The 25058-nt window shown below is 74.4% G+C and carries 21 protein-coding genes; 10 read left to right on the top strand and 11 right to left on the bottom strand.

Annotation, left to right across the window (positions count from 1 at the left end; genetic code table 11):
- Positions 1-128 precede the first annotated feature (128 nt).
- Positions 129-545, top strand: a complete 417-nt coding sequence (locus tag ACH01S_RS16345; RefSeq protein ID WP_148344294.1) for a hypothetical protein — start codon at positions 129-131, stop codon at positions 543-545.
- 110 nt (positions 546-655) lie between these two features.
- Here the strand turns inward: ACH01S_RS16345 and ACH01S_RS16350 are convergent, their stop codons facing one another.
- Both ACH01S_RS16350 and ACH01S_RS16355 read right to left on the bottom strand, forming a co-directional pair.
- The gene (locus ACH01S_RS16350) at positions 656-2698 is read right to left on the bottom strand and encodes a bifunctional serine/threonine-protein kinase/ABC transporter substrate-binding protein (protein ID WP_083980755.1); all 2043 of its coding nucleotides are present in this window, start codon (positions 2696-2698) and stop codon (positions 656-658) included.
- Between the two features lie 6 nt (positions 2699-2704).
- Positions 2705-4306, bottom strand: coding sequence for a helix-turn-helix domain-containing protein (locus ACH01S_RS16355; protein ID WP_169809279.1), 1602 nt, complete (start codon positions 4304-4306; stop codon positions 2705-2707).
- 279 nt (positions 4307-4585) lie between these two features.
- Here ACH01S_RS16355 and ACH01S_RS16360 point away from each other — a divergent pair, with 279 nt between their 5' ends.
- Positions 4586-5131, top strand: coding sequence for a sigma-70 family RNA polymerase sigma factor (locus ACH01S_RS16360; RefSeq protein ID WP_067892309.1), 546 nt, complete (start codon positions 4586-4588; stop codon positions 5129-5131).
- Positions 5128-5955, top strand: a complete 828-nt coding sequence (locus ACH01S_RS16365; protein WP_067892020.1) for a maleylpyruvate isomerase family mycothiol-dependent enzyme — start codon at positions 5128-5130, stop codon at positions 5953-5955. Before ACH01S_RS16360 ends, ACH01S_RS16365 begins: the two co-directional genes overlap by 4 nt.
- 4 nt (positions 5956-5959) lie before the next feature.
- Here ACH01S_RS16365 and ACH01S_RS16370 read toward each other — a convergent pair whose 3' ends face one another.
- From ACH01S_RS16370 to ACH01S_RS16380, 3 genes are all read right to left on the bottom strand, one after another.
- A complete protein-coding gene (locus ACH01S_RS16370; RefSeq protein ID WP_067892022.1) occupies positions 5960-7111 on the bottom strand; it encodes an RNA polymerase sigma factor in 1152 nt (383 codons plus the stop codon).
- A gap of 168 nt (positions 7112-7279) precedes the next feature.
- On the bottom strand, positions 7280-7834 hold the full coding sequence (locus tag ACH01S_RS16375) for a GNAT family N-acetyltransferase (RefSeq protein ID WP_067892024.1): 555 nt from the start codon (positions 7832-7834) through the stop codon (positions 7280-7282).
- Entirely contained in the window at positions 7831-9105 is a 1275-nt protein-coding gene (locus tag ACH01S_RS16380; RefSeq protein ID WP_067892027.1) for a helix-turn-helix transcriptional regulator, read from the bottom strand. The genes ACH01S_RS16375 and ACH01S_RS16380 overlap by 4 nt, the downstream gene beginning before the upstream one ends.
- 201 nt (positions 9106-9306) lie before the next feature.
- Between ACH01S_RS16380 and ACH01S_RS16385 the strand changes: the two genes are divergently transcribed.
- Positions 9307-9768, top strand: coding sequence for a hypothetical protein (locus ACH01S_RS16385; protein WP_067892029.1), 462 nt, complete (start codon positions 9307-9309; stop codon positions 9766-9768).
- Positions 9769-10173: 405 nt separating this feature from the next.
- Here ACH01S_RS16385 and ACH01S_RS16395 read toward each other — a convergent pair whose 3' ends face one another.
- Positions 10174-11085 carry a hypothetical protein gene (locus ACH01S_RS16395; RefSeq protein ID WP_067892033.1) on the bottom strand — a complete coding sequence of 304 codons (912 nt, stop codon included), beginning with the start codon at positions 11083-11085 and terminating at the stop codon, positions 10174-10176.
- Positions 11082-11630, bottom strand: coding sequence for an RNA polymerase sigma factor (locus tag ACH01S_RS16400; RefSeq protein ID WP_067892035.1), 549 nt, complete (start codon positions 11628-11630; stop codon positions 11082-11084). The genes ACH01S_RS16395 and ACH01S_RS16400 overlap by 4 nt, the downstream gene beginning before the upstream one ends.
- Positions 11631-11834: 204 nt before the next feature.
- Between ACH01S_RS16400 and ACH01S_RS16405 the strand changes: the two genes are divergently transcribed.
- Complete coding sequence (locus tag ACH01S_RS16405) at positions 11835-12602, top strand: AfsR/SARP family transcriptional regulator (RefSeq protein WP_067892311.1); 768 nt, start codon at positions 11835-11837, stop codon at positions 12600-12602.
- A 56-nt stretch (positions 12603-12658) separates the two neighbouring features.
- On the opposite strand, the gene ACH01S_RS16410 is transcribed toward ACH01S_RS16405, so the two are convergent.
- The 4 genes from ACH01S_RS16410 to ACH01S_RS16425 all read right to left on the bottom strand — a co-directional run bounded on the left by ACH01S_RS16410 (position 12659) and on the right by ACH01S_RS16425 (position 16746).
- The gene (locus ACH01S_RS16410; protein ID WP_067892037.1) at positions 12659-13075 is read right to left on the bottom strand and encodes a hypothetical protein; all 417 of its coding nucleotides are present in this window, start codon (positions 13073-13075) and stop codon (positions 12659-12661) included.
- A gap of 70 nt (positions 13076-13145) precedes the next feature.
- Positions 13146-13826 (bottom strand): response regulator, encoded by a 681-nt coding sequence (locus tag ACH01S_RS16415; protein ID WP_067892039.1) that lies wholly within the window; start codon positions 13824-13826, stop codon positions 13146-13148.
- Positions 13823-15061 (bottom strand): sensor histidine kinase, encoded by a 1239-nt coding sequence (locus tag ACH01S_RS16420; RefSeq protein WP_083980759.1) that lies wholly within the window; start codon positions 15059-15061, stop codon positions 13823-13825. The genes ACH01S_RS16415 and ACH01S_RS16420 overlap by 4 nt, the downstream gene beginning before the upstream one ends.
- Positions 15055-16746, bottom strand: coding sequence for a substrate-binding domain-containing protein (locus ACH01S_RS16425; RefSeq protein ID WP_067892041.1), 1692 nt, complete (start codon positions 16744-16746; stop codon positions 15055-15057). The genes ACH01S_RS16420 and ACH01S_RS16425 overlap by 7 nt, the downstream gene beginning before the upstream one ends.
- A 245-nt stretch (positions 16747-16991) precedes the next feature.
- On the opposite strand from ACH01S_RS16425, the gene ACH01S_RS16430 reads away from it, so the two are divergent.
- From ACH01S_RS16430 to ACH01S_RS45015, 5 genes are all read left to right on the top strand, one after another.
- Positions 16992-18929, top strand: a complete 1938-nt coding sequence (locus tag ACH01S_RS16430) for an arabinofuranosyltransferase (protein ID WP_169809280.1) — start codon at positions 16992-16994, stop codon at positions 18927-18929.
- 115 nt (positions 18930-19044) lie between these two features.
- Complete coding sequence (locus ACH01S_RS45365; RefSeq protein ID WP_067892046.1) at positions 19045-19929, top strand: class I SAM-dependent methyltransferase; 885 nt, start codon at positions 19045-19047, stop codon at positions 19927-19929.
- Positions 19926-21791: a glycosyltransferase family 2 protein gene (locus ACH01S_RS16440; RefSeq protein WP_067892048.1), complete on the top strand. Its 1866-nt coding sequence runs from the start codon at positions 19926-19928 to the stop codon at positions 21789-21791. The genes ACH01S_RS45365 and ACH01S_RS16440 overlap by 4 nt, the downstream gene beginning before the upstream one ends.
- Positions 21788-23383 (top strand): glycosyltransferase family 2 protein, encoded by a 1596-nt coding sequence (locus tag ACH01S_RS16445; protein ID WP_067892050.1) that lies wholly within the window; start codon positions 21788-21790, stop codon positions 23381-23383. Before ACH01S_RS16440 ends, ACH01S_RS16445 begins: the two co-directional genes overlap by 4 nt.
- Complete coding sequence (locus tag ACH01S_RS45015; RefSeq protein WP_067892052.1) at positions 23380-24972, top strand: glycosyltransferase family A protein; 1593 nt, start codon at positions 23380-23382, stop codon at positions 24970-24972. The genes ACH01S_RS16445 and ACH01S_RS45015 overlap by 4 nt, the downstream gene beginning before the upstream one ends.
- Positions 24973-25058: the final 86 nt, after the last annotated feature.

Below are 25058 nucleotides of genomic sequence, written 5' to 3' on the forward strand. Positions count from 1 at the left end.
CCGCGTCCCATGGGATCCCATGGGACGCGGGAGGGCTGCACATCCCCTGGTCGGGCGGGTCAAGGTGAGGGCGTCCGGTCAACGACGAGGCCCCGTCCCACGGCGGGGCCCGCTTGAAGGGGGATGCGATGCCATCGACCTTGACGAGGAAGACCGCCCTGCTCGGCTCCGCGCTGGCGCTCGCGTCGGCCGGGGCGCTGGCCCCGGCCGGCGCCGCTCCGGCCTCGGCGGACGCCCCGGCCGCGTCCGCCGTGCGGGGGAAGTGCGGCGGCAACGTGCCCGCCAACCCGGTGCGCTGGTCGTACGGGAAGGGCTCGTGCGCCCTGCTCGGCAGGCCGGGCGCCTGGCACGGCTTCCGCTGGACGGCGACCGACGGCTACGCCGCCCTCCAGATCATGACGTACAACACGCGCGGGCAGGCGTACTGGGTGAAGTGCGGCTCGGGCGGCGGGGTCTGCCAGGTCCCGATCGGCAACCACGCCTTCACCCCGCGGTTCCGCGGGTGGGACGCGCTGCGCTTCGCCCACATCTGGATCAGCTACTGAGGCTGTTCGGGTGAGCGCACGCCCGGCCGGACGAGGTTCCGGCCGGGCGTGCGCCGTCTGGGCGGGTGTGGTCCGGGCTTCCCGAGGTTGCGTGGACGCCGGGACGCGTGTCAGGGGCGGACGCGGAGCGCGGACGGCGGGACCGACCGCGCCTCGCCCAGCAGTTCGGCGGCGTTGGACGCGCGCCGGTAGACGTAGACGGGGGCGTCGGCCGGGTCGCCCTGCCGGTCGAAGGCGAAACGGCGTCCGAGCGCGGAGATCGTGGCCGTGCGGAGGAACGCGTTGATCTGCTCGCGCCCGGTCCGGCCCGCCTCGATCGCCGCGACGATCGAGCGGGCGGCGAGGTATCCCTCCGCCGAATAGAACCCGGGGGCGGCGTGGAAACGGGCGGAATAGCGCCGCGCGAACGCCGCGTCGGCCGGGGTGACGCCCGGCCCCGTGTAGGGGAGGAGGCAGGAGCAGCCTTGGACCATTCCCTCGGCGTCCGGTCCGGTGATGCCCTGCCCGCGCAGGCCGAGCGATTCGTCGTCGCCCGCGAACAGGGGCGCCAGGTGGCGGCGGCGCATCGAGGTGAGCAGGCTTTGCCCGGTGTTCGCCGTCCCGAAATAGAGGACGGCGTCGGCTTTTCCCTTCGCGATGCGCTGGGCGGTGGAGTCGGCCGTCCCGAAAGCGACGGTCTGGACGGAGAGGCCGTGCCGCTGGAGCGCCATCCGGGCGTCCTCGGCGGGCGGCCGATAGACGCCGTTGTCCTCGTAGACGACGAACGCGACGCCGTTCGGCGGGAGTGCCCGGCCTACGACGTCCGCTATTCCGGTGGCCTGGACGGTGCTCGGCGCGATCGTGCGGTGCCAGTGCTCCCAGTTCTTGGCGGTCAGGTCCGGATTGGTGGCGGACGGCGAGACGGTCGGGATTCCGGCGGCGTCCAGGACCTCGCCCGCGCGCAGCGCCTCGTCGGAATAGGCCGGGCCGATGACGGCGGCCATTCCGTCCACGTCGGCCTTTTCGGCGAGGTCCACCGCCCTCGGGACGCGTTCGGCGCCCGCGCCCGTGTCGTAGTCCCGCAGGACGATCTTCGGATGCCGTCCGGCGCGGTCGTGCTCCTCGATCGCGAGGACGGCCCCGTCCCGCGCGTTCGCGACCAGGGTCGAGTACTCGCCGCTGAGCGAGCCGAGGAACCCGACGCCGACGTCGTCCGGTGGGCCCGCGGCGCGGAGTACGGCGAGCGTCACCGCCGTGATCGCGGCGGCGGTCCCGGCGGCGGCGAGCGTGAGCGGCAGCGCCCTGGTCCGGCGGGGTCCGCGGGGCGGGGGCTTCCCGCCGGACGGTCCCCCGGCCGGGGACTGGAGCCGCCGCACCAGCTCACGCGCCCGCGGGCGGCGGCGCGGGTCGGCGGCGAGCGCGGCGGGGACGAGTTCGTCCAGCGGCGGCGGCAGCGCCCCGAGCGACGGGGTGAGCGTGCGGTCGAGGGCCCCGCCGTCCTCGCCGTCGCCGAACGGGTGGCGTCCGGTGGCGGCGTAGGCGACCAGGCAGCCCCACGCCCAGACGTCGCCGGGCGGGCCCGACTCGCCGCTCAGCCGCTCCGGCGCGATCCAGCCGGGGGTGCCGACGAGCCGTCCGGTGCCGGTGTGGCCGGGCCCGGCGTCCAGCGCGCGGGAGATGCCGAAGTCGATGACGCGCGGGCCCGCGAGGTACAGCAGCACGTTCGCGGGCTTGAGGTCGCGGTGCACCAGTCCCGCCGCGTGGATCGCGCTCAGCGCGGCGGCGGTCCCGGCCGCCACGCCCTGGAGTTCGGCGGGCGGCAGCGGCCCGTTCTCGGCCAGCCGCCTTTCCAGGGAGACGCCCGCGATGAATTCGGTGACCATGTAAGGGCGCGTTCCGTACTGGCCTTGGTCGAGCACCCGCGCGGTGCAGAACGGCGCGACGCGGCGGGCGTTGGCGACCTCGTCGCGGAAACGGCGGCGGAATTCGGCGTCGTCCGCATGCCGGGACCGGACGAGTTTCAGCGCCACCAGCGGCGCGTCCGGGGTATTCCTGGAACGGGCGAGGTAGACGATTCCCATTCCGCCTTCGCCGATGACGCCGAGCACGTCGTAAGGGCCGACGGCGTCCGGGTCCGAAGGGCGGGGCGGGTCCACTCCCGGTGGCGGTTCCATGGCGTCCTATGGTCGGTCTTGAGGGTGGTCGAGCAATTCCCGGTGGCGGAATTGGAAGGCCTTCCCCTTGGCGTTCAGCAGCCCCGCGTCGCGGCACCAGCGGAGGAAGCGCGTGAGCCGCCAGGGGAGCAGCCCGCTCCAGGCCGCCGCGAGCAGGCCGGTGCGGCGCCGGACGGGCGGCACGGCGAGCGTCCCGACCGCGACGGCGGCGGCCGCCGCCGCGCTTGCCGTCCAGCTCCCGGAGATCGCCCCCGCCGGCGCGGCGGCGGGGAGCGCGACCGCGAGGACGGTGAGGCCGAACCGCCACGGCCCGGCCGTCCGCCACAGCCGGGACGGGACGATCGTGTCCGCGCCGTCGCGGCCGAGCCGCGCCGCGATCGCCACCAGCCAGGCCAGCACCCGTTCGGGGTCGTAGCCGGGACGTCCCGCCGCGCGGGTCGCGAGGTCGATCTGCACGCGCAGCAGGTCGTGCTCGGTGCGCGGCGCGTCCGCCGCCCCGGCGGAGAGGGCGGCGGCGACCAGCGCCAGCCGCCACGGCCGCCGCAGGCCCGCCGCCTTCCCCGGCGCGGCCCGGACCATCGCGAGCAGCGCGTCCCGCGGGCCCGCCGCCGGATGGCCGTCCGGTATCCGGCGGCGCAGGAACGTGCGGATCCGCGTCGTCCGCAGCGGCCGGACGCGGATCTTGACCGCCCCCTCCAGCGGCACGCCCTCTTCCTCCAGCCGGGCGGCGAGGTCGTCCGCGCAGGTCACGACCACCGCGCCCGCGCGGGTGCCGGTGACGTCGGCCCACCGGTCGAGCTCGGCGAGCAGCGCCGCGGCCGGCGCGGGGTCGAGCCGGTCGAGGCCGTCCACCACCGGGAGGACGTGCCGGGCGGCGACCAGCTCGGCGGCGACGTCCGGGTCGGTGTTCAGCTCGGCGGCCAGGTGGCCCGCCAGCCACGCGCCGAGGCCCCGCCCCGGACGCCGGTCGCCCGCCCGCAGCCGCAGCGCGACCACCGGGAACGCCGGGGACTCCGCCGCCGGGTCGGCCAGCGGCGCGGCCGCCCCGAGCACCAGCTCGACGGCGAGCAGCGTCTTCCCCGAGTCGGGCTCGCCGACGATGACCAGCCTGCCGGACGGCAGCGCGGCGAAGAACGCCCCGATCGAGCGCAGGTCGCCGCCGGTCCCGGCGGCGGGACCGGCAGTCCCGGGCCCGCCGCCGCGCCACACCCCGGCCGCCTCGAAGGCGACCGAGGGGGCGGTGAACCCGCGCAGCAGATCGTGCCGGACCCGGCTCTCCCGCTCGATCACGGCCCGCGCCAGCCGTTCGCATTCACGGCGGAGTTCCGAAGAAGGGAGGGGGTGTTTCGCGGGTTCCGGTTGGGATTCCGCCTTTTGATCGTTCGCGTGCCGCGCCGCGTCCAGCAGTTCGAGTAGATCGCCGGCGGCGGCCCCGCACGCCTCGGCGAGCGCCTCGACGGCCCCGCGCGGCGGCAGCGCCTTGCCGTTCACATAACGCTCCAGGGCCGACGCGCTGTAGTTCGTCCGGGCGGCGAGCCTTCCGAAACTCAGTCCCGATTCCCTTTTGAGTCGTTTCAATTCGAGGGTCAGCGCCCGGTCGGGAGGCATACCGCCCGTCCCGTCCATTTCTCTCCCCGCTGATCAAAGCAAGGCCGACGCCTTGGTTCTACCAATGAGCCCGTGCCGCCGAAACCGCGCGCGATTATCCGGGTGGCCGGGGACGGCCGCGGGCTGTACGGCGCGGCGCCCGTGGTGGACGATCTGAAGGCGGGCGAGGCGTCTCCGGGGGCGCGGCCGGAGTCGGCCACGCTCCATCCCGTCCGCGTCGTCGGGCGAACCTTCGATGACGACGACTGTGTCGTTCGACCCACGGGGAAGAGGGGTTCGATGGACGGGGACATCCGGCTCAGGCAGCGCCTGGCGGCGGGCGACGACGGCGCGCTCCAGCACGCCTACGACCACTTCTCGTCCCTGGTGCACGGGCTCGCGCTGCGGGTGACGCGGTCCCGCGAGGCGGCCGAGGAGATCACGCAGGACGTGTTCGTCCACCTGTGGGAGAACCCTTACGCCTTCGACCCGGGCCGCGGGACGCTGCGCACCTGGCTGGCGATGCTCGCCCACCGGCGCGCCGTCGACTGGGTCCGGCGGGAGGAGCGGCAGCGCCGCCTGCTGGACGCCGCGCCGCGCACCGAGCCCGCCGCCCCCATCCTGGACGTGATCATCGCGGACGAGACGGGCGTCCGGGTGCGGCACGCGGTGGCGGCCCTGCCGCAGCGCCTGCGGGAGGCGGTCGAGCTCGCCTACTACCGGGGGCGGACGTACCGGCAGGCGGCGATCGAGCTGGGCTTACCGGAGGGTACGGTCAAGTCGCGGATCCGCTCCGGGCTGCGCAGCATCGCCGACACCCTGGCCGAGGAGGAGGGCGCCCCATGACGACCGAGCCGCCGCCGGACCTGCGGGCGCGCACCCTCCGCGCCGCGCTCTCCCGCCGCCCTCCGGCGCGTCCGGCGCCCGGTTTCGCCCGCCCCTACGCCGCGCTCGTCGCGATGCTCGACGCGCTGCTCGGCGGGCTCGACGACGCCGAGTGGGAGGCCCGCGCCGCCGGCGACTGGGACGCGCGCGACCTGGTCGTCCACCTCGCCGCCACCGACGGGCTGCTCGGGGAGGCGATCGCGGGCGGCGGGTCGTCGCTGGCGGACGTGCTCGCCCGCACCGAGGACGCGATCGGCCGCCGTCCCGCGCCCGCCGCCGCGCGCCGGACGTGGCGGCGGCAGGCCGACGCCCTCTGCGACCGCCTCGCCAAGGCCGACGCCGACCGCCGCGTCGAGGTGGGCGGCTTCCCGATGCGCCTCAGGCACCACCTGACGGCCCGCGCCGCCGAGACGTGGATCCACGCCGACGACATCGCCCGCGCGACGGGCCGGGACCTGCCGCCGCCGCCCGCCGAGCACCTGCACCCGATCGCCGACCTCAGCGCGCGGAGCCTGCCGAGGGCGCTCGCGGTGACGGGCCGCGCCCACCCCGACCGCCTGCTGCACCTCGTCCTGGACGGCCCGGGCGGCGGCCGCTGGACGCTCCCGCTGAGCCGCGACACCGCGCACGACGCGCCGTCCGCCCAGGTCAGGATGGACGTCGTCGAGTTCTGCTTCCTGGCCGGAGGGCGCCGCACCCCGGCCGACGTCCGCGCCGAGACGAGCGGCGACCCGGCCGTCGCCCGCGACGTGCTGGCCGCCGCGAGCGTCTTCTCCGGCCCCTGACCCGCTACTGCCCCGCGAGGCCGCTCAGGATCGGGGTCGCGAGGTGGTCGACGATGTCGGTGACCGGTTTGAGTGGGTTGTCGCGGTGGGCGCCGTCGTCCGGCGGCGGCGGTTGCTGCTGCTTGGGCGGAGCCGAGGCGGGCGGAGGCGGCTGCTGCCGCGAGTCCGGCGGGGGAGTGGACGGCGCGGACGGCGTCTCGCGCTCCGGGGACTTCTGCAGCCCTGTCGCGTTCCCGCCGTCCGTGCGCGGCGGCTCGGCGGCGGCGAGCTTCTGCTTCTCGGTCGTCGGCCTCGGGTCGGGCGCGGCGGTCGTCGGCGCGGCGCCGGGACGCTCCGTCCCGCCGTCGACGCCGCCCGTCGTCCCGGGACGGGTGCCGCCGTCGGGCGGGCCGAGCGCGTTCACCGTGCCCTCGTCGGCGGACGGCCACGTCATCAGCAGGCCGACCGCGACGGTCGCGGCGACCCCGGCCACGCCGCCGACGCCCTTGAGCGCCTTGCGGCGGCGGCTGCGCCCCCGGTCGGCGCCGTCGGCGCCGATCACCACGAGCGGACGGCCCGGCGTCACGGGCTCGTCGCCGATCACGTCGTACTCGTCGTCCGCGCCGAGGACGTGGTCGCGGAGCGGGGCGGGCGCCAGGCCGGGCGCGCGGCGGGCCAGCAGGTGGGGGAGGCGTCCCTGCTCGAACGCGGCGATGACGTCCATGTGCTCGGCGGGGTCGGCGGCGCCGCGCATGAGCGCGTCCAGGACGAGGCGTTCCAGTCCGGTGCGCGCCTCGTGCAGCCGCTCGCGCACCGCGCCGGGCGCGATGCCGACGACGCGGGCGATGTCGCGGACGTCCAGCCACTCGCCCGCCGCGAGGAGCAGCGCCTCCCGCTGCTGGGCGGGCATGCGTCCGGCGGCGTTGAGCAGCGGGTCGGTGTCGGCCGGGGCGAAGAGGGCGTGTCCATGGCGGCTGAACGCGCCCCGCTCGGAGCAGACCGTCCGGGCCAGGTGGTGCAGGAACAGGACCAGCTCGCCCTGCGGGGTCTGCCGCACCGCCTCGGTGAGCGTGTCGCGGAGCGCGTCCGCCGCGCCGCGGTCGCCGACCAGCGACCAGCAGTGCGCGTACAGGCGGTGGGCGTGGGCGTCGTAGAGGGCTTCCAGGTCCCCGTGCATGTGACCTCCCTGGGGTGGTCGTTGGGAGCTGCCGTTCCGAGACCGGGCAAGACGACGGACCGTCCACGGCCCGCCTGATCATGGGACCCTAGTGCATAAGTGTGAAAAATGAGAACTAATGGTGGCAGAGCGTAACGACGTCCACGCTCAGTAATGGCCTGCTCGCACTCACGCCCCGAGGGGCAGGTCGACGATCATCACGTCGAAATGCGGAGAGTCGGGGAACGGCTGGGCCTTCCCGACCTTGCGCCACCCCCACCGCAGATAGGCGCGCTGCGCCGACTCGTTGTCCTCTCGGACCAGCAGTGTCGCCCGCTCCTCGCCCCGGCCGCCGAGCAGCGCGTCATGCAGGGCGTGCGCGACCCCTTTGCCCTGCCATTCGGGGACGACCATCAGCTCGTTGAACGCGAACGTCCGCGCCCCGGTCTCAGTGGTGAACCCGTCCGGCACGGGCGTGGTCAACCCGTTCCACCAGCGGGCCTTCACCGGTAGCGCGTACCCGAACGCCTGCCCCACAGGTTCACCGTCCTTATACGCGATGACGATCTCGAACCCGGGCGCCTTGGAGTAGCCGGGAAAGCGCTCGGCGAACCGCTCCGCGGAGTAGAACTCCTGGTCGATCACGTCTCGATGGGACGCGACGTAAACCGGCACGATCACGGTGTCGAGGATCTTCTCCGCGTCGGCGGGGTCGTGGCGGGTGAACGTGAGGTCCAAGGTCATCGGTCTCCTGCTGCGAGTAGTTCGAGTGCTTGCTTGATCGACGGTTGCGTGGCCTGGGCGGGCGTCGCGAGCTTCAACGCGGTGAGCGCGCTGCCCTGAAGGAGCCCGTCGCTGCGCCGCTCCGCGGGCAGACTCTCCAGGAACCGCGTCACGTGCCGGGCGCCTTCGTCGGTGTCGCCCGCCCGGATCAACACCCCGGCGCGGTGCATCTCGATCTGTCCCCGGCCCTGCCAGTTGCGCGTTGGGTAGAGGGCGAGTGCCTCGTCCTGGACAGCCATGGCCGGTTCGATGTTCCCGGCGCAGGTGTGGACGAGGCTGGTGACGTAGAGCAAACGGCCGTAGGGCCAGCCCCACTGGCTGCCGCGCTGGTTTCGTACGGTGTCGGGCAGCTTCTCGAAGATCCGACGCAGATCGTCGAGGGCGTCCGACGCCTTGTCGTGTTGGCCTAGTTCGGCGAGGGCCTGAGCCTTGGCGGCGTACCCGGAGACGACGCCGACGCAGGGAGCGCCCTGCCCGACGCCGATTGTCTCCTCGGCGGCCTTCACGACCGACAGACGCGGTGTCTGGGCGTAGAGGGAGAAGACAGCGGCGCGTCCACGGACGAGAGCCGCTGCGGCGTGGTCGCCGGTCTGGTCGGCGGCGCGGGCGGCGGTGCGCCACCAGCGTCGCGCGGACCTTCCAGCTCCCAAATTGGTCAGGTTGATGGCCATGAGCGCCGCGATCTGGGCTGCCACATAGACCAGCCGGGTCCGGACGGTTCCCGGCGCGGTCGGCAACAGAGCGGTCAGCTCCGCGAAGTCCGCTGCCAGTTCCGGCTGAAGCTCGGCGGCGGGAGCCCATCCGACTTCGCCCGCGTAGTCGTAGGCGACCCGCTCCCATGTGTCGGCGTCACGGTCACCGACGTCTGCGGCGACCGCGGTCTCGAACGCGGCGCGCAGCAGTTCTGCATCACGGCTTAGCGAGCTGGCGGTGGCGGCAGTCGCCATAAGACTGAGCAGGGTTCGACGTTCCACGTCCTCAGTGTCGCGGCCGTCAACGACTCTGGTGTTCACGACGCCTGTCGTCGCCTTGAAGAGGGCAAGGAAGCGGTCGTCGCTGCCGAAGATCTCGTCGAGTCGCTTGGCGGTTCCCTCGGAGGCGCCCTTGTGGCCCTGGCAGAGCCTGGAGATGTGGCCGGGGTCGCAGGGCACCTGCCTGGCCAGCGCACGGACGCCGATGCCGCGCTCGGCCATGAGTTCGCGAAGGGCCTCGCCGAATGACTCGCCGCTCATTCGCTTCCCACCGTTTCGCCCCGGTGTGGATCCATGTTGGCCGTTGTCCGCGCCGGGCGGTCAACGGACAACTCTTCACACGCTAACCCCGGAAGCGGTCTCGTTGTGTGCGGAAGGCGTCACTAGACGTGAGGACGGCCCCGGCTGGCGGGCTAACGCCAGGGGTTCCGGGGCCTGACCGGAAACGAGGTCCGGCTGACGATGACCATATCCGAGACCATGGCCCGGCTCCGCCGTGAGAATCCGGGCTGGACGATCGACCACGTCGAGGGCAGGGCCGTTCCGTGGCTGGCCGTGCGTGAGTCGCGTCAGGGGTGGGTCGGTGGGCACTCGGCGGTGGAGGCCCAGTTGCCCGGGTACCTGGGGCGGCTGATGGCCCAGGCCGTCGATCTGGCGGCGCTGGCGTCCGGCAAGGACGCGCTGTCGTACGGCGAGCGGATGGGGCACCTGACCGCCCTGCGCAAGTGGTTCCCCGAGTGGGCGTTCGAGGTGTGCGACAGCCGTCCGGTCTGGCACGGGCAGCGCAACTACGTCGACTACGCCGAGCGGGCGGCTTCGGTCACTGAGGTGCGTGGCAACGACCCCAAGGAGTTGGCCTTGCTGCTCTTGCGGCTCCCGCAGGCCGAAGCCGGGGTGGGAGACGTTCGGGAGGGGGAGCGGTGAGCGGGGGCGGCGGGCGTCGGAACGTTGACGGGACGTTCGTGGACGCGCGGCCCGGCAGCGTTCGCATGCCTCAGGGGATCACGTACTGGCATGGTCGGGTGACCGGGTCCTGGTGGGCGATCGTCCCCGGGCCCGTGGGGCCGTACTTGGTTGAGGAGCCGAGCGAGGAGCACCTTGCCACGGCGGTGAACTGGCTGCTGCGCCACCCCACTCGGTGAGCCGGGGCGGCGCCGCCGGTCGACCTCGCCCCCGGGTCCCGGCCGCGCCGCCCCTTCGTCCAACGTCTGGCCCTAGAGTTCCGCGGCCCGGGTCAACTGGCGCGCACCCGGGCCGCGGGCACGTTCGGGCCGTCTCGCCCGCGTGCCGTGGCCGAGCGCTCCACGGCCGTGCCGTGATTCGGTGGGGTTAGGGACGGGGGCAGTTTTGGAAGAGGAGATTGTTTTGGGGCTTGCCGGTTGGGCGGGTCTCCTGGACGAATAGGAGGACTTCGCCGGGGGCCCATGGTTCGGCGTCTAGGACGTACCAGTTGCCGGGGATTTTGTCGCGGCCTACGTTGACATAGCCCTCCGGGCCTTTGGAGTCGTAGTTGAAGACCGTGGCCTTCACGTGGCGTTTCTGGATGCGCGGCAGGGCCGCGTCCACGGTCAGGCCGCGGATGTCTACGCAGTGGAGGGCCTCGCCCGGTGTGAATGCGCTGTTGGTGGAGTCGTATTTCTCGCCTGGACGTGCGGGGCGTCCGATGGCGAACTCCGCCTCGCCCTTGAAGCCGATCGGGACGCGCAGGCCGCTGATGCACGTGTCGCCGCCGCCCCCGGAATAGCAGCCCTTGCTCACGATCGGCTTGATGGACGCGTCGCCCCCCTGCATGACGACGTGACCGGCCACGCTCGGGGACGCCGGGACCATTGTGAGGTCGATTCTCATGCCCTGGGCCGCGAATTCCTTCCGGTAGCGCTCCGGGTCGGCGTCCGGGTCCTTGATCTTCACTTCGATGTAGCGCTTGTGGTGGATGAAGCTGAGCGCTGCGACGGGGCTCGGGGCGAACGTCCCGGGGCCGGGGGACGGGACGACACGCGTGTCCTTCTCCGACTGCCACGGTGCGAGGACGAGCGCCCCGGCCGCGACGGCGCAGGCCCCCGCGGCCGCGACGAGCGGGAGGCCGAGGCTCCACCGGCGGCCGCGGCGGGGCTCCGCCGTCGGCTCGGCGGTGATCTGGGCGAGCAGGGCGCGGCGCGTCTCGGCGGACACGGGCCGGACGGCCTCGTCGTCGCTGAGCGGGGCGGCGTGGCGGATGAGCGAGTCCAGGTCGTTGTTCATGCGGGCTCTCCCTTCGAGCGTGCGGCGGCGGGGACGGCGCGGCGGTCGGTGCGGCGTTCCAGTTCGGCGGCGAAGCGGCGGCGGGCCCGGTGCAGCCTGATCCGGGCCGCGTTGCGGGACACGCCGAGCACGGCGGCGATCTCGCCCGGGTCGAGTCCCTCCCAGGTGGCGAGGCCGAGCAGTTCCCGGTCGGCGTCCGCGAGGGCGCGGAAGGCGGCGGCGACCTCGGGGCGCTCCGGGGCCGGGACGGGCTCGGCCGCCAGGTCGGCGGCGAGGTCCTGGCCGATCCGGACGGCGAGGGCGCGCCGCCGCCGCTCCCCGCGCCGCTGGTTGGCGAGCGTCCGCCGCGCGACCCCGTAGAGGTAGAAGCGCGCGGCGCCGTCCGGTGGGACGTCGTCGAGACGGCGCCAGGCGACCAGGAAGGTCTCGGCGATCGCGTCCGCGGCGTCGTCGGGGTCGTCCGTGCGCCTGCGCACGTAGCCGGTGACGTGTCCGAGGTGGGCCGAGTACAGCTCCTCGAACCGGGCCGATCGTTCGTTTCCCAAGTCATCTCCTCCGGGTGCCGGGGACCGATGACGGGGAGATGTCCGCCGGGCGCGTGAGCATTTCATCCGGGCCGGGCGGCGTAGTGCCAGGGCACCATCGGCTCGTTTTCGGGCGCGGCCAGATGGTTCTCCGGCACCTTCACCGTGCGGTGGCGCAGCCTCCAAGGTGAACGGTGACCGTGCCGGAACGCTAGGGGAGTGGCCGTGGAAGTGCGACTGCTGGGTTCGGTGACCGCGCGATTCGGGGAAGGCGAAGCGCCGCTGAGGTCCGCGCGGACGCAAGGGCTGCTCGCGGTGCTCGCCTGGGAACCGAACCAGGTGATTCCCGACGCGACGCTCATCGACCGGATCTGGGACGAGTCCCTTCCCCGCCATCCGCGGGCCGCGCTCTACACGATCGCGGCGCGGTTACGGGCGGCGTTCGGGATCGAGGGGAGGGACCGGGTGGCCCGCCGGTGCGGCGGATATGTGCTGCTCACCATTCCTGGTGACGTGGATGTTCAGCGCTTCCGGGACGTCGCGGGCCAGGCGCGGGAAAAGGCGCGGCACGGCGCGGACGCGATGGCGGCGCGCCTTTTCGACGAGGCGATCGGGCTTTGGCGGGGCGTCCCGCTCGCGGGCGTTCCGGGGACGTGGGCCGAACGGGTCCGCACGACCCTGGAGCAGGAAAGGCTGTCGGCGATGCTCGCCTCCGTCGAGGCGAGGCTGCGGCTGGGACGGCACGCCGAGACCGTTCCGTTCCTGGCAGGGCTCGCCGACGAACATCCGCTGGACGAGCGGATAGCGGGCCTGCTCATGGTCGCGCTCTACCGGTGCGGACGGCAGAGCGACGCGCTCGAACGCTACACGGTGGTGCGGAGACGATTGGTCGGAGCGCTCGGCGTGGAGCCGGGAGCCTCGATCAGCGAAATTCACCGGCGAATCCTCCACGGCGATCTCGTCTCCGTCGCGTCCCGCACCGGCCAATGGTGAAAGGGCCCGGGCATGCCGCCGAGCCGGCCCTCGACCGGCTCGGCGGAATCGGAGGATCAGCAGTGGGCGAGCCGGACGCGGCCGACGCTTCCGCCGAGGTGCCAGATCTTCTTGCGCCCGTGGGTCCGGGCGTTGACGCGGATGCACTTCGTCACGGTGCCGGTCGCCGGGACGTGGACCTTGATCTTGATGTAGCTCTTGTGGGAGCAGTGGTTGTTGAAATAGAACGTCGTGGACTGGCTGCCCGGCGAGTACGAGACGGTGAACCGCTTGTTGCGCGGCCGGGTGCACCGCTTGCTCATCCGCCGGGTGCTGAAGGTCGTCGCGGACGGGGTCTCGGCGCCCGCCTTCTTGACGGTGGCGGTGTGCGGCGCGGGGGCCGCCGGGGGCGTGTCGGCCATGGCGGGGGTGGCGAGCGCGGTCAGTGCCAGCGCGGAGACGCCCACCGTTCGGGCCAGTTTCGTGGACTGCATTTCTTGCTCCTTTCTCAGGTGCCGAACTGCCTACCTGAGAAGTGTTGCGAGCAAGCCTTTCTCGTTTCTTTCACGGATCTGTCGGCGGCGGGGATTCGTCCGTGCGCAGCCAGCGGGCGATGGCGGCGCCGCGCGTGCCGACCCCGAGTTTCGCGAAGATGTGGTTCACATGGTTCTTCACCGTGAATTCGGAGATGACGAGCGCGCGGGCGATCTCGGCGTTGGTGCGGCCCCGGGCGATGAGGTCCATGACGGTGCTCTCGCGCGGGGTGAGGTCGAACTCGTCCCGGCCGGGCGGCGGTTCCCCGGCGGGGGGCGTTCGGCGGATCGCCTCCACGACGGCCTTGCTCGCCTCGGGCGACAGCGGGCTGGCCTGCCCGCCGACCGTGTCCCGGATCGCGGCGACCAGCTCGGGCATGTCGAACGCGCCGTGGACGAGGTACCCCGACGCCCCGTTGCGGATCGCGTCGCCGATCACCCCGGCGTCCGTCGCGTAGGACAGCATCAGCACCTTGGCGACGCGGCTCAGCGGCCCGGCGGCGGCCACGCCGTCCAGGACCGGCATGCGGACGTCGAGCAGCACGATGTCCGGACGGAGCCGCTCGGCCAGCTCGATGGCGTGGCGCCCGTCCACGGCCTCGCCGACCACCTCGACGTCGGCGGCGCGCAGCAGCGTCACGAGCCCGCTGCGGACGATCGGGTTGTCCTCGACGACCAGCGCGCGGATCCGCGGCGGCGGCCCGGCGGTCACGGCGCGCGCCCGTCGTCGCCCACCGGGACCACCAGATGGACGGTCGTGCCAAGGCCCGGCGCGCCGTCCACGGTGAGCCGCCCGCCGATCCGGTGCGCCCGCTCGCGCATGCCGACCAGGCCGTAGTGGCCGTCGCGGGCGAGCAGGTCAAGGCGTCCGTCGGGGGGCGGCTCGAAGCCGCGGCCGTCGTCGCGGACGTCCAGGGCCAGGCACGACGCGTCGGCGGAGCCGCTCACCGTGACGTTCCGCGCGTCCGCGTGCCGCTCCACGTTGGCGAGCGCCTCCCGGACGATCGAGACGACCTCGTACCGGACCGCCGCGCCCGGCCCGCCGACCGGCGCAGGGGGGAGGTGGGTGACGGCCGCGATGCCGGTCCGCGCGCTCCACTCCGCGACGACGGCGGCGAGCGCGCCGTCGAGCGGCCGCCGGTACAGGTCGTCGCGCAGGTCGGCCAGCAGGCCGCGGGCCTGGCGGGCGGCGACCCGCAGCCCGGCGACGATGGCGCGGGCGTCCGCCTCGGCCCGCTCGGGCGACCGGCGGACCCACACCGGCAGCGCCTCGGCCGACATGCTGATCCCCTGCAGCGTCTTGGCGAGCGAGTCGTGCATCTCGCGGGCCAGCCGCGCGCGCTCCTCCTCCGCCGACCGCGCGGCCGAGAGCGCGGCGGCCGCGTCCCGGTGCCGTTCTTCGAGGACGGCGTAGTCGTCCAGGAACCGGCGCAGCGCCACCCCGGCGCAGGCCGCGAGCGGATAGAAGGCGGGCAATCCGATCAGGACGGGCGCGATGGCCTCCTGCCCCGTCGCGGCAGCGGCGGCGGCGAAGAACAGCGCCGTCTGCGCCGCGCAGACGACCAGCACCGCCCGCCACTCGTACAGCACCCCGGCGATCGCGGACGTGAGGACGGTGACCGTGAAACAGGGCCCGGCCGCCCCGCCCGCGAGCAGCACCGGGCACATGAGCAGCGCGTCCAGGCACCACAGCGCCGGATGCCGCAGCAGCAGGGACAGGACGCCGCGCCAGGCCAGGCAGGCGGCGGCCGTCCCCGCGCCGACCGCCGCGACCGCGAGCGTCAGCGACGTGTCGCGCCAGCCGTCCGGGACGAGCAGGACGGTCATCGCCAGCACCAGGCCGCGCAGCACGAGCAGCACGCGGAACGCCACGCCGAGCCGCTCGCGGTCGGAACGATGTCCAGCGGTGGTCAGCACGGCGGTGGTCAGCACGGCGTCGGTCAGCACTGGGGCGGGCTGCAGACGCGCATCAGGTCGGAATTGCGGAACAGTTCCTCGATTCCCTCCGGGTTCCTGATCTGGAACGACTGCCCCTGCACCGCCCCGGTGAGCTGTTTCAGCCCCGGATCGAGCCCGCTGCCGAACCCCACGACCACGAAGACGATCGGACGCGCCGGATCGACCTCCCGCCGCAACCGTTCGAGCGCCTTTCCGAATTGCGCGGACGGATGCCCGTCCGCGCCCATCGCGGTGAGCACCAGCACCACATTGATCTGATCGGCGTCATAGCGCCGCTTCATCTCCCGGTAGGCGGCGACGACCGATTCGTAAATGGCGCCGTCGCGGCCGCGCCGCGGCCGGATCGCGTTGAGCCGCTGCTCCAGGACGAGCCGGTGGGTGGTGGCCGTTCGGGTGCGGCCGCCCAGCTCGCCTATCCCGACGACCGGCCGGTACGAGCGCCGCGCCGCGCCGGACGTCGTCCACAGGCCGAACTCCGAGTCGTCCCCGACCAGGTTCAGGCCCCGGTTCAGGGAGACCAGCATGGCGTCCAGCCGGTTCCCGCCGGGGCCGATGGCGTCGCGCCAGGCCGCGCCGGTCATGGCCGTCCCGGCGGGCCCGGACGGGTCGACCAGCGCCAGCACGTTGATCTCCTGCTTGAAGCTCCGCCACGTCTGCTGGATCCGGGACGCCGCGCCGGGGCTCGCCAGCGGGAGGATCCGCGGCAGCGGTGTCGAAAGGGCCCCTCCGGCCGCCGCCTTCGCCCCGCCGCCGCCGCGCAGCCCGCGCCGGTTCAGTTCCGCGACGCCGGACGGCGACTGGAAGCGGCGGAGGAGATCGTCCGCGCGGTGCTGCTTCGCGAGGTCGGCCGTGGTGACGGTGAAGGGGAAGTCCAGCGCGGGCGTGCCGGACGCCGGGTAGACCGTGCCGGGCCGTCCCGCCGGCCAGCGCGTCGCCTGCTGCTCGGAGACCACGGCGACCTGCGCGGACGAGCCCTCGGCGGGTTCGCTCAGCGCGGCGCGCGGGTCCTCGCCCGGGTCGAGCGTCTCGATCGTGCGGAGCGTCGCCGCGAACCGCTTGAGCGAGGTGAACCCCTGGCCCGGTCCGATGGCGTCCTGGAGCGCGAGCAGGGACGCCATCCCGGCCGCCGTCCGCGCCGGATCCGGAACCCGCACCACGAGGTCGTTCCCCGCCTCGGGCGGGTCGTCGCCCGTCCCGTCCGGCTGGGCGGCGAGGAGACCCGCCCACGTCCGGTCGGGCGGCGCGCCCTCGTCCGGGGGATAGGCGATCAGCAGCGGCGAGACGGCCACGGACGCCGACCGCCCGAGGACGGTGCGCCCGGACGGCCCGCCCCGCGCGAGGTCGAGCCATAACTCCGAGTCCGGGATCCAGACGTCGGGGACGTTCCGCCCGGCGGAGATCGCGGCGGCCGTGTCGGCGGACGCCTCGGCCGTGACCTTCACGGCGGCGCACCGGCCGGACCCCTCCCGCGCCGCGAGCGCGGACGCCGCGGGCGCGATCGCCGGATCGGCCTTCACGACCAGCGACGCCTCATCGCGCGCGCATTCATCGCCATTCGCGATGAGCGCCCAGCCGCCGCCTCCGAGAAGCAGTCCCGCGCCGAGCGCGACGGCGGCCGCGACACTGATCCGGTCGCGCCGGGAACGGGGCGAGCGTGCGGTGTAGGGATCCATTCTGAGCCGTCCTCGGTCCCACTTCTCCAGCCGGGCGTGACCACGACTGTAGCCCCATCCGGCCAATCCCGAATTCCCTCCGGGCGACCCGGAAAAACGGGGATGAAGCGCATTTCCGCTGATCACGTCGAGGGCCCGTGTTCATGGACCGTTTTAATCGCCGTACCGTCCGGAAGCGCCGCGCCGGTGACCGGCTGTGGCAGCATGTGCACCCCATCCTCGTGGCGTGCCGGGGGGCCGCGACCGTGAAACCCGCGCTGAGTCTCGACGAGCAGGACGAAGAGCCGGCCGGCGAAGAACCGCAGGCCACCGGAGAGCCGGGGCGGCGGCGCCGGGCGGGCGTGCTGGCGGCGGCGCCCGTCTGGGCGGTCGCCGCGCCGCTCGCCGCCGCCGCGCCCGCCGCGTTCGGCCTGGACCCGTTCCGGCAGGCGGACGCCGACGTCCCGCTCGCCATCGGCGGCGCAGCCACCGCGCTGGCCGTGTGCCTCGCGCTCTGGCGGCGCGGCGGCCCGGCGGTCACCGGAGCGGCGGCGGGCCTCTTCGCCGCCTGGACCGTCCTGCTCCTGCGCACCGCCTGGCAGGGCACGCCCTTCCCGGCCGGAGGCGTCTACGGCGACGCCGGGCGCATGGCCGCGATGGCCACCCGCTATACGGTCGGGTCGGCGAGCACGGACGGCATCGTCGCGGGCGTCCCGTCGGAGTACCCGCCGCTGCTGCCGTGGCTGATCGGCAAGTCCGCGCTGGTCCTGGACGTCCCGGCGTGGCGGCTGGTCGCGCCCGCGCTGATCCTCGTCGTGTCGGCGTCGGTCGTCGCGGCGTTCCTGCTGTGGTCGCGGCTGACCTCGCCGGGCGCGGCGCTCGCGATCGCCGCGCTCGGCCTCGCCGCGTTCGGGAAGCCGGACAAGGCGCACGAGGTGCTCTCCCTCGCGGTCGTCGTCCCGCTGCTGCTGCTCACGGTCGCGAAGCCGCCGCGCGGACGGCTGCACTGGCTGCCCGCCGGGCTCGCCGGGGGCCTCGCGGCGCTCGTCCACTTCGGCTACCTGGTGTACGCGGCGCCCGGCATCCTCGCGCTGGTGTGGCTGACCTGGCGCGCCGAGGACGACCGCCGCGCGTACGCGTGGCACGTCGGCCGCGTCGTCGCCGTCATGCTGGCGGTGTCGTCGTGGTACGTCGTCCCGTACGGGTGGGCGATGCTGCACGGGGGGCAGCAGGTCGCCGACACCTACGAGTCGAGCGCGATCTCGGCCGACCCGCTCCCGTTCCTCGCGCTGACGCCGCTCGGCGTCGCGCAGGCGGCCGGGGCGGTCGGCCTGGTCTGGCTCCGCCGGACGGCGTGGTGGGCGACGCCGCTGCTCGGCGTCGTGCTCGGCGCGTACGGCTACTACCTGATCAGCATGGCGCGGTTCGTCACGACCGGGCACACCGGGCTGCTGCACTACGTGTTCCCGCTGGTGTCGGCGTGCCTGCTCGCCGCCGCCGCGCTCACCGCCGTCCACCTCGCCCCGGCGCTGGCGCGGCGGGCCGGGACGCCCTTCCCGCGCGGCAGCGGAACCGCCCTCGCCGCCGTCGTCCTCGTCTTCGCCGGGTACACGTACTGGCAGCTCAACATGCCCGTCACGCACTGGACGCCCGGACGCGACGGCGTCGCCGCCCCCGACCTCGCCGCCGCCGCGCCGCAGAACCGGCAGGCCGCCCGCGCCCACGTCCAGCCGCTGCCGGACGGGAGCGGGCCGAGGTTCAGCGGCGAGGCCGCCCCGGCGGGCGCCCCGGCCTGGTTCCCTGTCGAGCCGGTGCGGCGGGCGGTCGAGAACGTCCGCGGACGGGACGCGCGGCCCCGCACCCTGTCGTCCGACGAGCAGTTGTTCGCGTTCCTGCCCTGGCGCGGGTACATCGCCGTCGACCGGGGCTCCGCCGGGGGCCCGACCCGCTGGGACGACCGGTTCGCCGAACTGGCGAGGCTCTCCCGGATCACCGACCCGGCGGCCTTCGCCGCCGCCTCGGCGAAAACGCGGTTCGGGCCGATCGACGTATTCGTGTTGCGCCGCGACGGCGGGGAACTGGTGTGGCGTCCGGGCGGGGCGGGAGGCGTGCTGCGCTTCCAGCCGCGCCAGTTCGCCCCCTCGGCGTTCGTGCTGGTGGACGGGCTCCCCGCGAACACTTCGGTTGCCATCCGCCGCCGGTAAATAACGGGCGAATAGCTCGTGAAAGGTAACTCGGCAATGGCGGCATCCGGCCGATGGGCCCCGTGTGCCGCTCGATACTACGAGGCGGCAGGTTTCCGACGGAAAGGCTGTCCGGATGCTCGATGGCGCGAACGCGGCGTGGCTCACGGCCGCCGTCGGCGTATCCGCGGTGGCGGCGGTACCGGTCCTGGTCGCGGCGCGCCGGGCCAGGCGCTGGGCGTCGGCCGTCACGCGGCGGCTGGCCGGGCTCGACGAGCGGCTCGCGTCCGTCGGGACGGCGGTCGGCGACGGCCTGAAACCCCGGCTGGACAAGCTCGCCGGGGAGGTGTCCGCCGTGTCCACGGGCATCGCCGACCTCGCGCGGACGAGCGCCGCGCACTACGACCAGCTTGAGGCCTACATCGACCTGCGGAGCCTCGTCCGGCCGCGCGCCCCGATGCCGCCGCTGCGCGGCTGGGCGGCGTCCCCGGACGTCCTGCGCCACCTCACCGAGGCCGTCGCGCGGCGGCGGCCGAAGCTGATCGTCGAGTGCGGGAGCGGGTCGTCCAGCGTGTGGCTCGGGTACTTCGCCGAGCAGCTCGCGTCCGCGCGGGTCGTGTGCCTCGAACACGACGAGCGGTACGGGGAGCTGTCCCGCGAGCTGATCCGCGCGCACGGCCTGGACGGCGTGGTCGAGATCCGCAGCGCCCCGCTCGCCGACTGGACGCCCGGCGACCGCGCCTACCCCTGGTACTCCGTCGAGGCGCTGGAGGACCTCGCGGACATCGGGGTCCTCTTCGTGGACGGCCCCCCGGCCGCCACCGGCCCGGAGGCCCGCTACCCGGCGGTCCCGCTGCTGCTGTCGCGGTGCGCGGCGGACGCGGTGATCGTCCTGGACGACTCGCGCCGCGCCGAGGAGACCGCCGTCAGCGACCGGTGGCTGGCCGAGCACCCCGAGATCGAGCGGACCGTCCTGCCGTTCGAGAAGGGCGCGCACGTGTTCACCCGGCGGACGACGTGATCCCGGAGCTGCTCGGGAGCGTCCTCGCCGAGCCGCCGTCGGCGCTGTTCGCGATCGGGTTCCGGCCGGAGGAGGAGGCGGCCGTCCGCGCACTGGCGCCCGGCGCGGTCGTCGACCTGGACGCCCTCGAAGAACGCGCCGGCGACGCGGGCGCCGGGACGGTCGCCGTGCTCGCCCGCACCTTCACCGACCTCCGCCGCGCGGCGTCCCTCGGGGCGCTGCTCCCGAAGGCGGCGCGGCAGGTGGTCGCGGTGGCGGTGTCGTCCGCCGACCGGCCCTTCGTCCCGGCGCCCGTCCCCGGACCGGTCTCCTTCCAGGCGCGGCGCGGGACGGCGGGCGAGTGGGCCGTGGAGATCGCGTTCGCGGGGCCGCGCCCGGTGGGGGAGTCGGTCGCCGCGCTCGTGCGCGGGCGGGACGGGCACCGGCTCCGGCCGCTCCCGGGCCCGCGGGTCGCGCTGGCCGGGCCCGGCGCGTCGCACTGGCGGCCCGGCGATCCCGGCGCGACGCCGACGACGGCGCACGGCCCGCTCGGGAACCCGGACGGCCCCCCGCCCGCCGACATCGTCCTCCGCACGTCCCCCGACCCGGGCGAATGGTCCGACCCGAGGGTCGCGACCGTGCTCGACCGGCCGTCGTCCGGCGGCGAGGCCCCGTTCGAGATGGACGCCGTCCCGCCCGTCGACGAGCGCTCGGTCAACCCGACCGGCTTCGTCACCGACCCGAAGCTCGGGGACGCGGTGCTCACCCCGGCGGGCGACCGCTGGCGCGTCCGGGCGGGCGCCGAAGACCTCGTGCTGTTCCCGGAGACGGGGGCCGTGACCGACGCCGACGTCGACCGCCTCCGCCAGGTGCGCGCCGTGGCCGTCGACTGGGGGACGGGCGCCCGCCCCCTCGCGACCGTCCGGGTCGTCGCCGGGCTCGCCGCCGCCGGGGTCCCGCTCCGCGCCGAGCGGGTGCCGCCGTGGGCGATGGCCCTCGGCCGCGACCTCACCGCCGCCCTGATCGCGGACGCCGACACGGCCGATGACCTCCGCCGGGAGGAGCACAGCGTGCGGCTCCGCCGGGCCGCGCTGCGCGGCCACTCGACCGAGGCGCGCTGGCGGAGCCTCGCCCTGGCGGCCGGGCTGCCGGTCCCGCCCCGGCCGTCCGCGTCGGTCGTGCTGTGCACGCGCCGCCCGGAGTTCCTCGGGTTCGCGCTGGGGCAGATCGCCGCGCAGCGGGACGTCGACCTGGAGCTCGTCCTCACCCTGCACGGGATCCCGGCGGACCTGCCCGAGGTGAAGGCGGCGGTCACCGCCTTCGACCGCCCGTTCACGGTCGTCGAGGTGCCCGCCGACGTCCCGTTCGGCGCCGCGCTCAACCTCGGCGTCGCGCGGGCCTCCGGCCGGTACGTGGCGAAATGGGACGACGACGACTGGTACGGCCCCGACTTCCTCGCCGACATGCTGCTCGCGTCCGCCTACAGCGGCGCCGAACTGGTCGGATGCCACGCTCAGTTCGTCTATCTGGGGCAGATAGACCTCACCATCTACCGGAAGGCGCGCTCCGAGCTGATGGGCCGCTGGATCTCGGGGGGAACGTTCGTCATGGAGAGACCCGTCCTCGACTCGGTGGGCGGGTTCCCGCCCGTCCCGCGCCATGTCGACGCGGCGCTCGTCGACGTCCTCACGGCGGCGGGCGGCCGGACCTACGGCGCGCACAGCCTCGGCTACGCCCTCCACCGCCGCGCCGCCGGGCACACCTGGAACCAGCCCGTCACCTACTTCCTCCGCGCGGCGGCCCGGCAGTGGCGCGGACGCCGGTTCAGCTCCTTCATCGACCCGGACGACTTCCCCCTGCCCGCGACGGGGGACGTCCGATGAGCGCGTCCGAAGCGCCGCGTATCCGGCACAACGACTACGGGACGCTCGCGCCGCCGGAGATCGGCGAATGGGAGCCGCGGCTGTCGGTCTCCGTCGTGATCCCGGCCTACGGGAACCAGGAGAAGCTGGACCTCACGCTCGCCTCGCTCGCCGCGCAGACCTACCCGTCCCGGCTGCTGGAGGTCGTGGTCGTGGACGACGGCAGCGCGCCGCCGCTGCGGCTGCCGGAGATCGTCCCGGAGCGGACGCGCCTGATCCGCACCGGCGGCGACGGCTGGGGACGCGCGCACGCCTGCCGGACCGGGTCGCTCGCCGCCGACGGCGACGTCGTCCACTGGCTGGACGCCGACCTGATCGCCTTCCCCGAGCACGTCGAGGCCCAGTTGCGGTGGCACCACCTCGCCGACTACCTCGCCGTCCTCGGCTACAAGCGCTTCGTCGAGGCGGACGGCGGCTGGCCGACCCCGCAGGCGGTGTTCGACGCGGTCGAGGGCGGCTCGGCGGAGAAGCTGTTCGACCTCGACCGGAGCCGCCGCCACGAGTGGGTCGAGGACATGATCGACGCGACGGACGGCCTGCGGAGGCACGGCTCCCGCAGCTTCCGCGTCCACGTCGGCGCGACCGCCTCCGTCCGCGCCTCCCTGCTGAAGGCCGCCGGGGGGATGGACGACTCGCTCGTCCTCGGCGAGGACGTCGAGCTCGGCTACCGGCTGGCGCAGCGCGGTGCGGTGTTCGTCCCCGAGCCGGCGGCGCGGAGCTGGCACCTCGGGCCGTCCACGCAGATGCGCGACGAGGAGCGGCTGACCCGGCACAACGAGCCGTACCTGAGCCACCGGCTGCCGATGCACCGCGACTGGCGGCGCGGGGGCGCCGGGCGGCAGTGGCTCGTCCCGTGCGTGGACGTCGTCGTCGACGCGCGCGGACGCCCGCACGAGGAGGTGCGCGCCACCGTCGGCGCGGTCCTCGCGAGCACGCTGCCCGACGCGGCCGTGACGATCCTCGGGCCCTGGTCCGAGCTGGGCGACGGGCGCCGCGCCCCGCTCGACGACCCGCTGCTCGACCTGCGGCTGACCCGCGCCGCGTTCGACCACGACGGGCGCGTGGCGTTCGCCGAGGAGGCCGCGCCGACGTCCGCGCCCGCGCCGTTCCGGCTGACCTGCCCGCCCGGCTGGGCGCCGACGTTCGACGCGCTCCAGCGGCTGCTGGAACTGGCCGAGACCGAGGACTTCGGCGCCGTCCTGCTCGCGCTGCCCGAGGCCGCCGGGCTGAAGGTCGCGCGGTTCGAGCGGACCGCCGCCGTCGCCCGCGCCCTCGCCGTCCGCGCGGACGGCGAGGACCTCGACGACGTCGTCTACGCGACGTACGGGTCGGTCTGGATCGACGGGACGGAGTGGGCACTCGTCCCCGCCGCCGACGCCGCGCCGCCCTCCCGGCGCACCGAGGACCTGCTCGCCTGGAAGAAGCGGGCGGAGCGCTGGGAGGCCGAGGCGGACCGGCTCCGGCGCAAGCTCAGGGCCCCGCTGAGCACGAAGCTGCTGGAGGCCGCCCGCCGCCGCGCTCCCCACCTGCGCCGACGCAAGGAGTCCCGATGACCGCGCAGCCCCGTGTCAAGGAGAACGACTACGGCACTCTCCGCCCGGCGGAGCTCGGCTGCTGGGAGCCCACCCTGACGGTGAGCGTGGTGATCCCCGCGTACGGGTCGCAGGACAAGCTCGACCTGACGCTCGCCGCGCTCGCCGCGCAGACCTACCCCTCGCGCCTGCTCGAAGTCGTCATCGCCGACGACGGCAGCGACCCGCCGCTGCGGCTGCCGGAGATCCGGCCGGAGCTGTGCCGGATCGTGCCGAGCCTGTCCGGCGGCTGGGGCTGCGCGCACGCCTACCGCTCCGGCGCGCTCGCGGCGGAGGGCGACGTGATCGTCCGGCTGGACGCCGACATGGTCTGCTTCCACGACAACGTGGAGGCGCAGCTCCGCTGGCACCACCTCGCCGACCACATCGCCGTCGTCGGGCACAAGCGGTTCGTCGACTACCGGCCGGGCGCGCTCACCCCGCGCGAGGTCCACGACGCGGTGGCGCGCGGCGGGGCCGAGAAGCTCTTCGAGGCGGACGCCTACGAGCTCCACCACTACGAGAAGTTCATCGAGGAGACCGACATGCTCCGCGCGGCGGGCGCGCAGGCCTCCCGGATCTTCACCGGGGCGTCCGCCTCCTACCACCGCGAGTTCTACCTCGACGCGGGCCAGGTCGACGGCGACATGATCCTCGGCGAGGACACCGAGTTCGGGTACCGGCTCGGGCAGGCCGGGGCGGTGTTCGTCCCGGAGACGGCGAGCAGCAGCTGGCACCTCGGCTGGTCCACCACCATGACGGACGGGGAGCGCGCCACCCGCTACTGCCAGCCGTTCTACGCCAACCGGGTGCTCGTCCCGCGCAAGCGCAGGCCCGACCCCGGACGGACGTGGAAGGTCCCCGGCGTCGAGGCGGTCGTGGACGTGTCCGAGGCGACCTGGGAGCAGGCCCGCGCGACGGTGAGCGGGCTCGCGTCCGGCCTCGTGTCCGACGTCGGCGTGGTGCTGACCGGGCCGTGGTCGCGGCTCGACGACGGCCGCCGCGACCTCCTCGGCGACCCGCTGCTCGACCTGCGCCTCATCCGCGAGGGCCTCGGGGACGACGGCCGCGTGCGCCTCGTCGAGACCGCGCCGGACACCGCGTTCCCCGCGCCGTACCGGTTCCGCTGCCCCGCCGGATGGGTGCCCGGATCCACGACGCTCCGCCGCCTGATCCAGCTCGTGGAGAAGGAGGGGTACGGCCTGGTGACGCTCGACCTGCCGGGGGACGTCCGGGCCCGGTTCGAGCAGACGCGCGCCTTCGCCCGCGCCGCCCGCGTGACCGAGCCGGGCGGCGACGTGGACGAGGCCGTCGCCGAGATGTTCGGTGCGCACACCGTGGACGGCGCCGACTACGGGCTCGAAGCGGCCGAGGAGGGGAGCGTCCCGAAACCGCCGGTCGACTGGCAGGCCAAGGCCGAGCGGTGGGAGGCCGACGCGCGCAAGTGGCAGGGCCGGGCGCAGGCCCTGGACGGCGAGCTGAAGACGGTCCGGGCCGAGCTCAACGCCCAGTTGCAGCGCCGGCTCCGGCGCCGGATCGGACGGCTCCGCCGCCGCCTGCTGCGCCGCTGAGCGGCCGTCGCCCGGCGAACCGGATTGTCACCTCGACACGTTCCGGAATTCACAGGGACGCAATTTCGGCCGCCTAATGTCCTCGA

The organism is Actinomadura chibensis NBRC 106107 (assembly GCF_001552135.1).
Classification (GTDB): Bacteria; Actinomycetota; Actinomycetes; order Streptosporangiales; family Streptosporangiaceae; genus Spirillospora; species Spirillospora chibensis.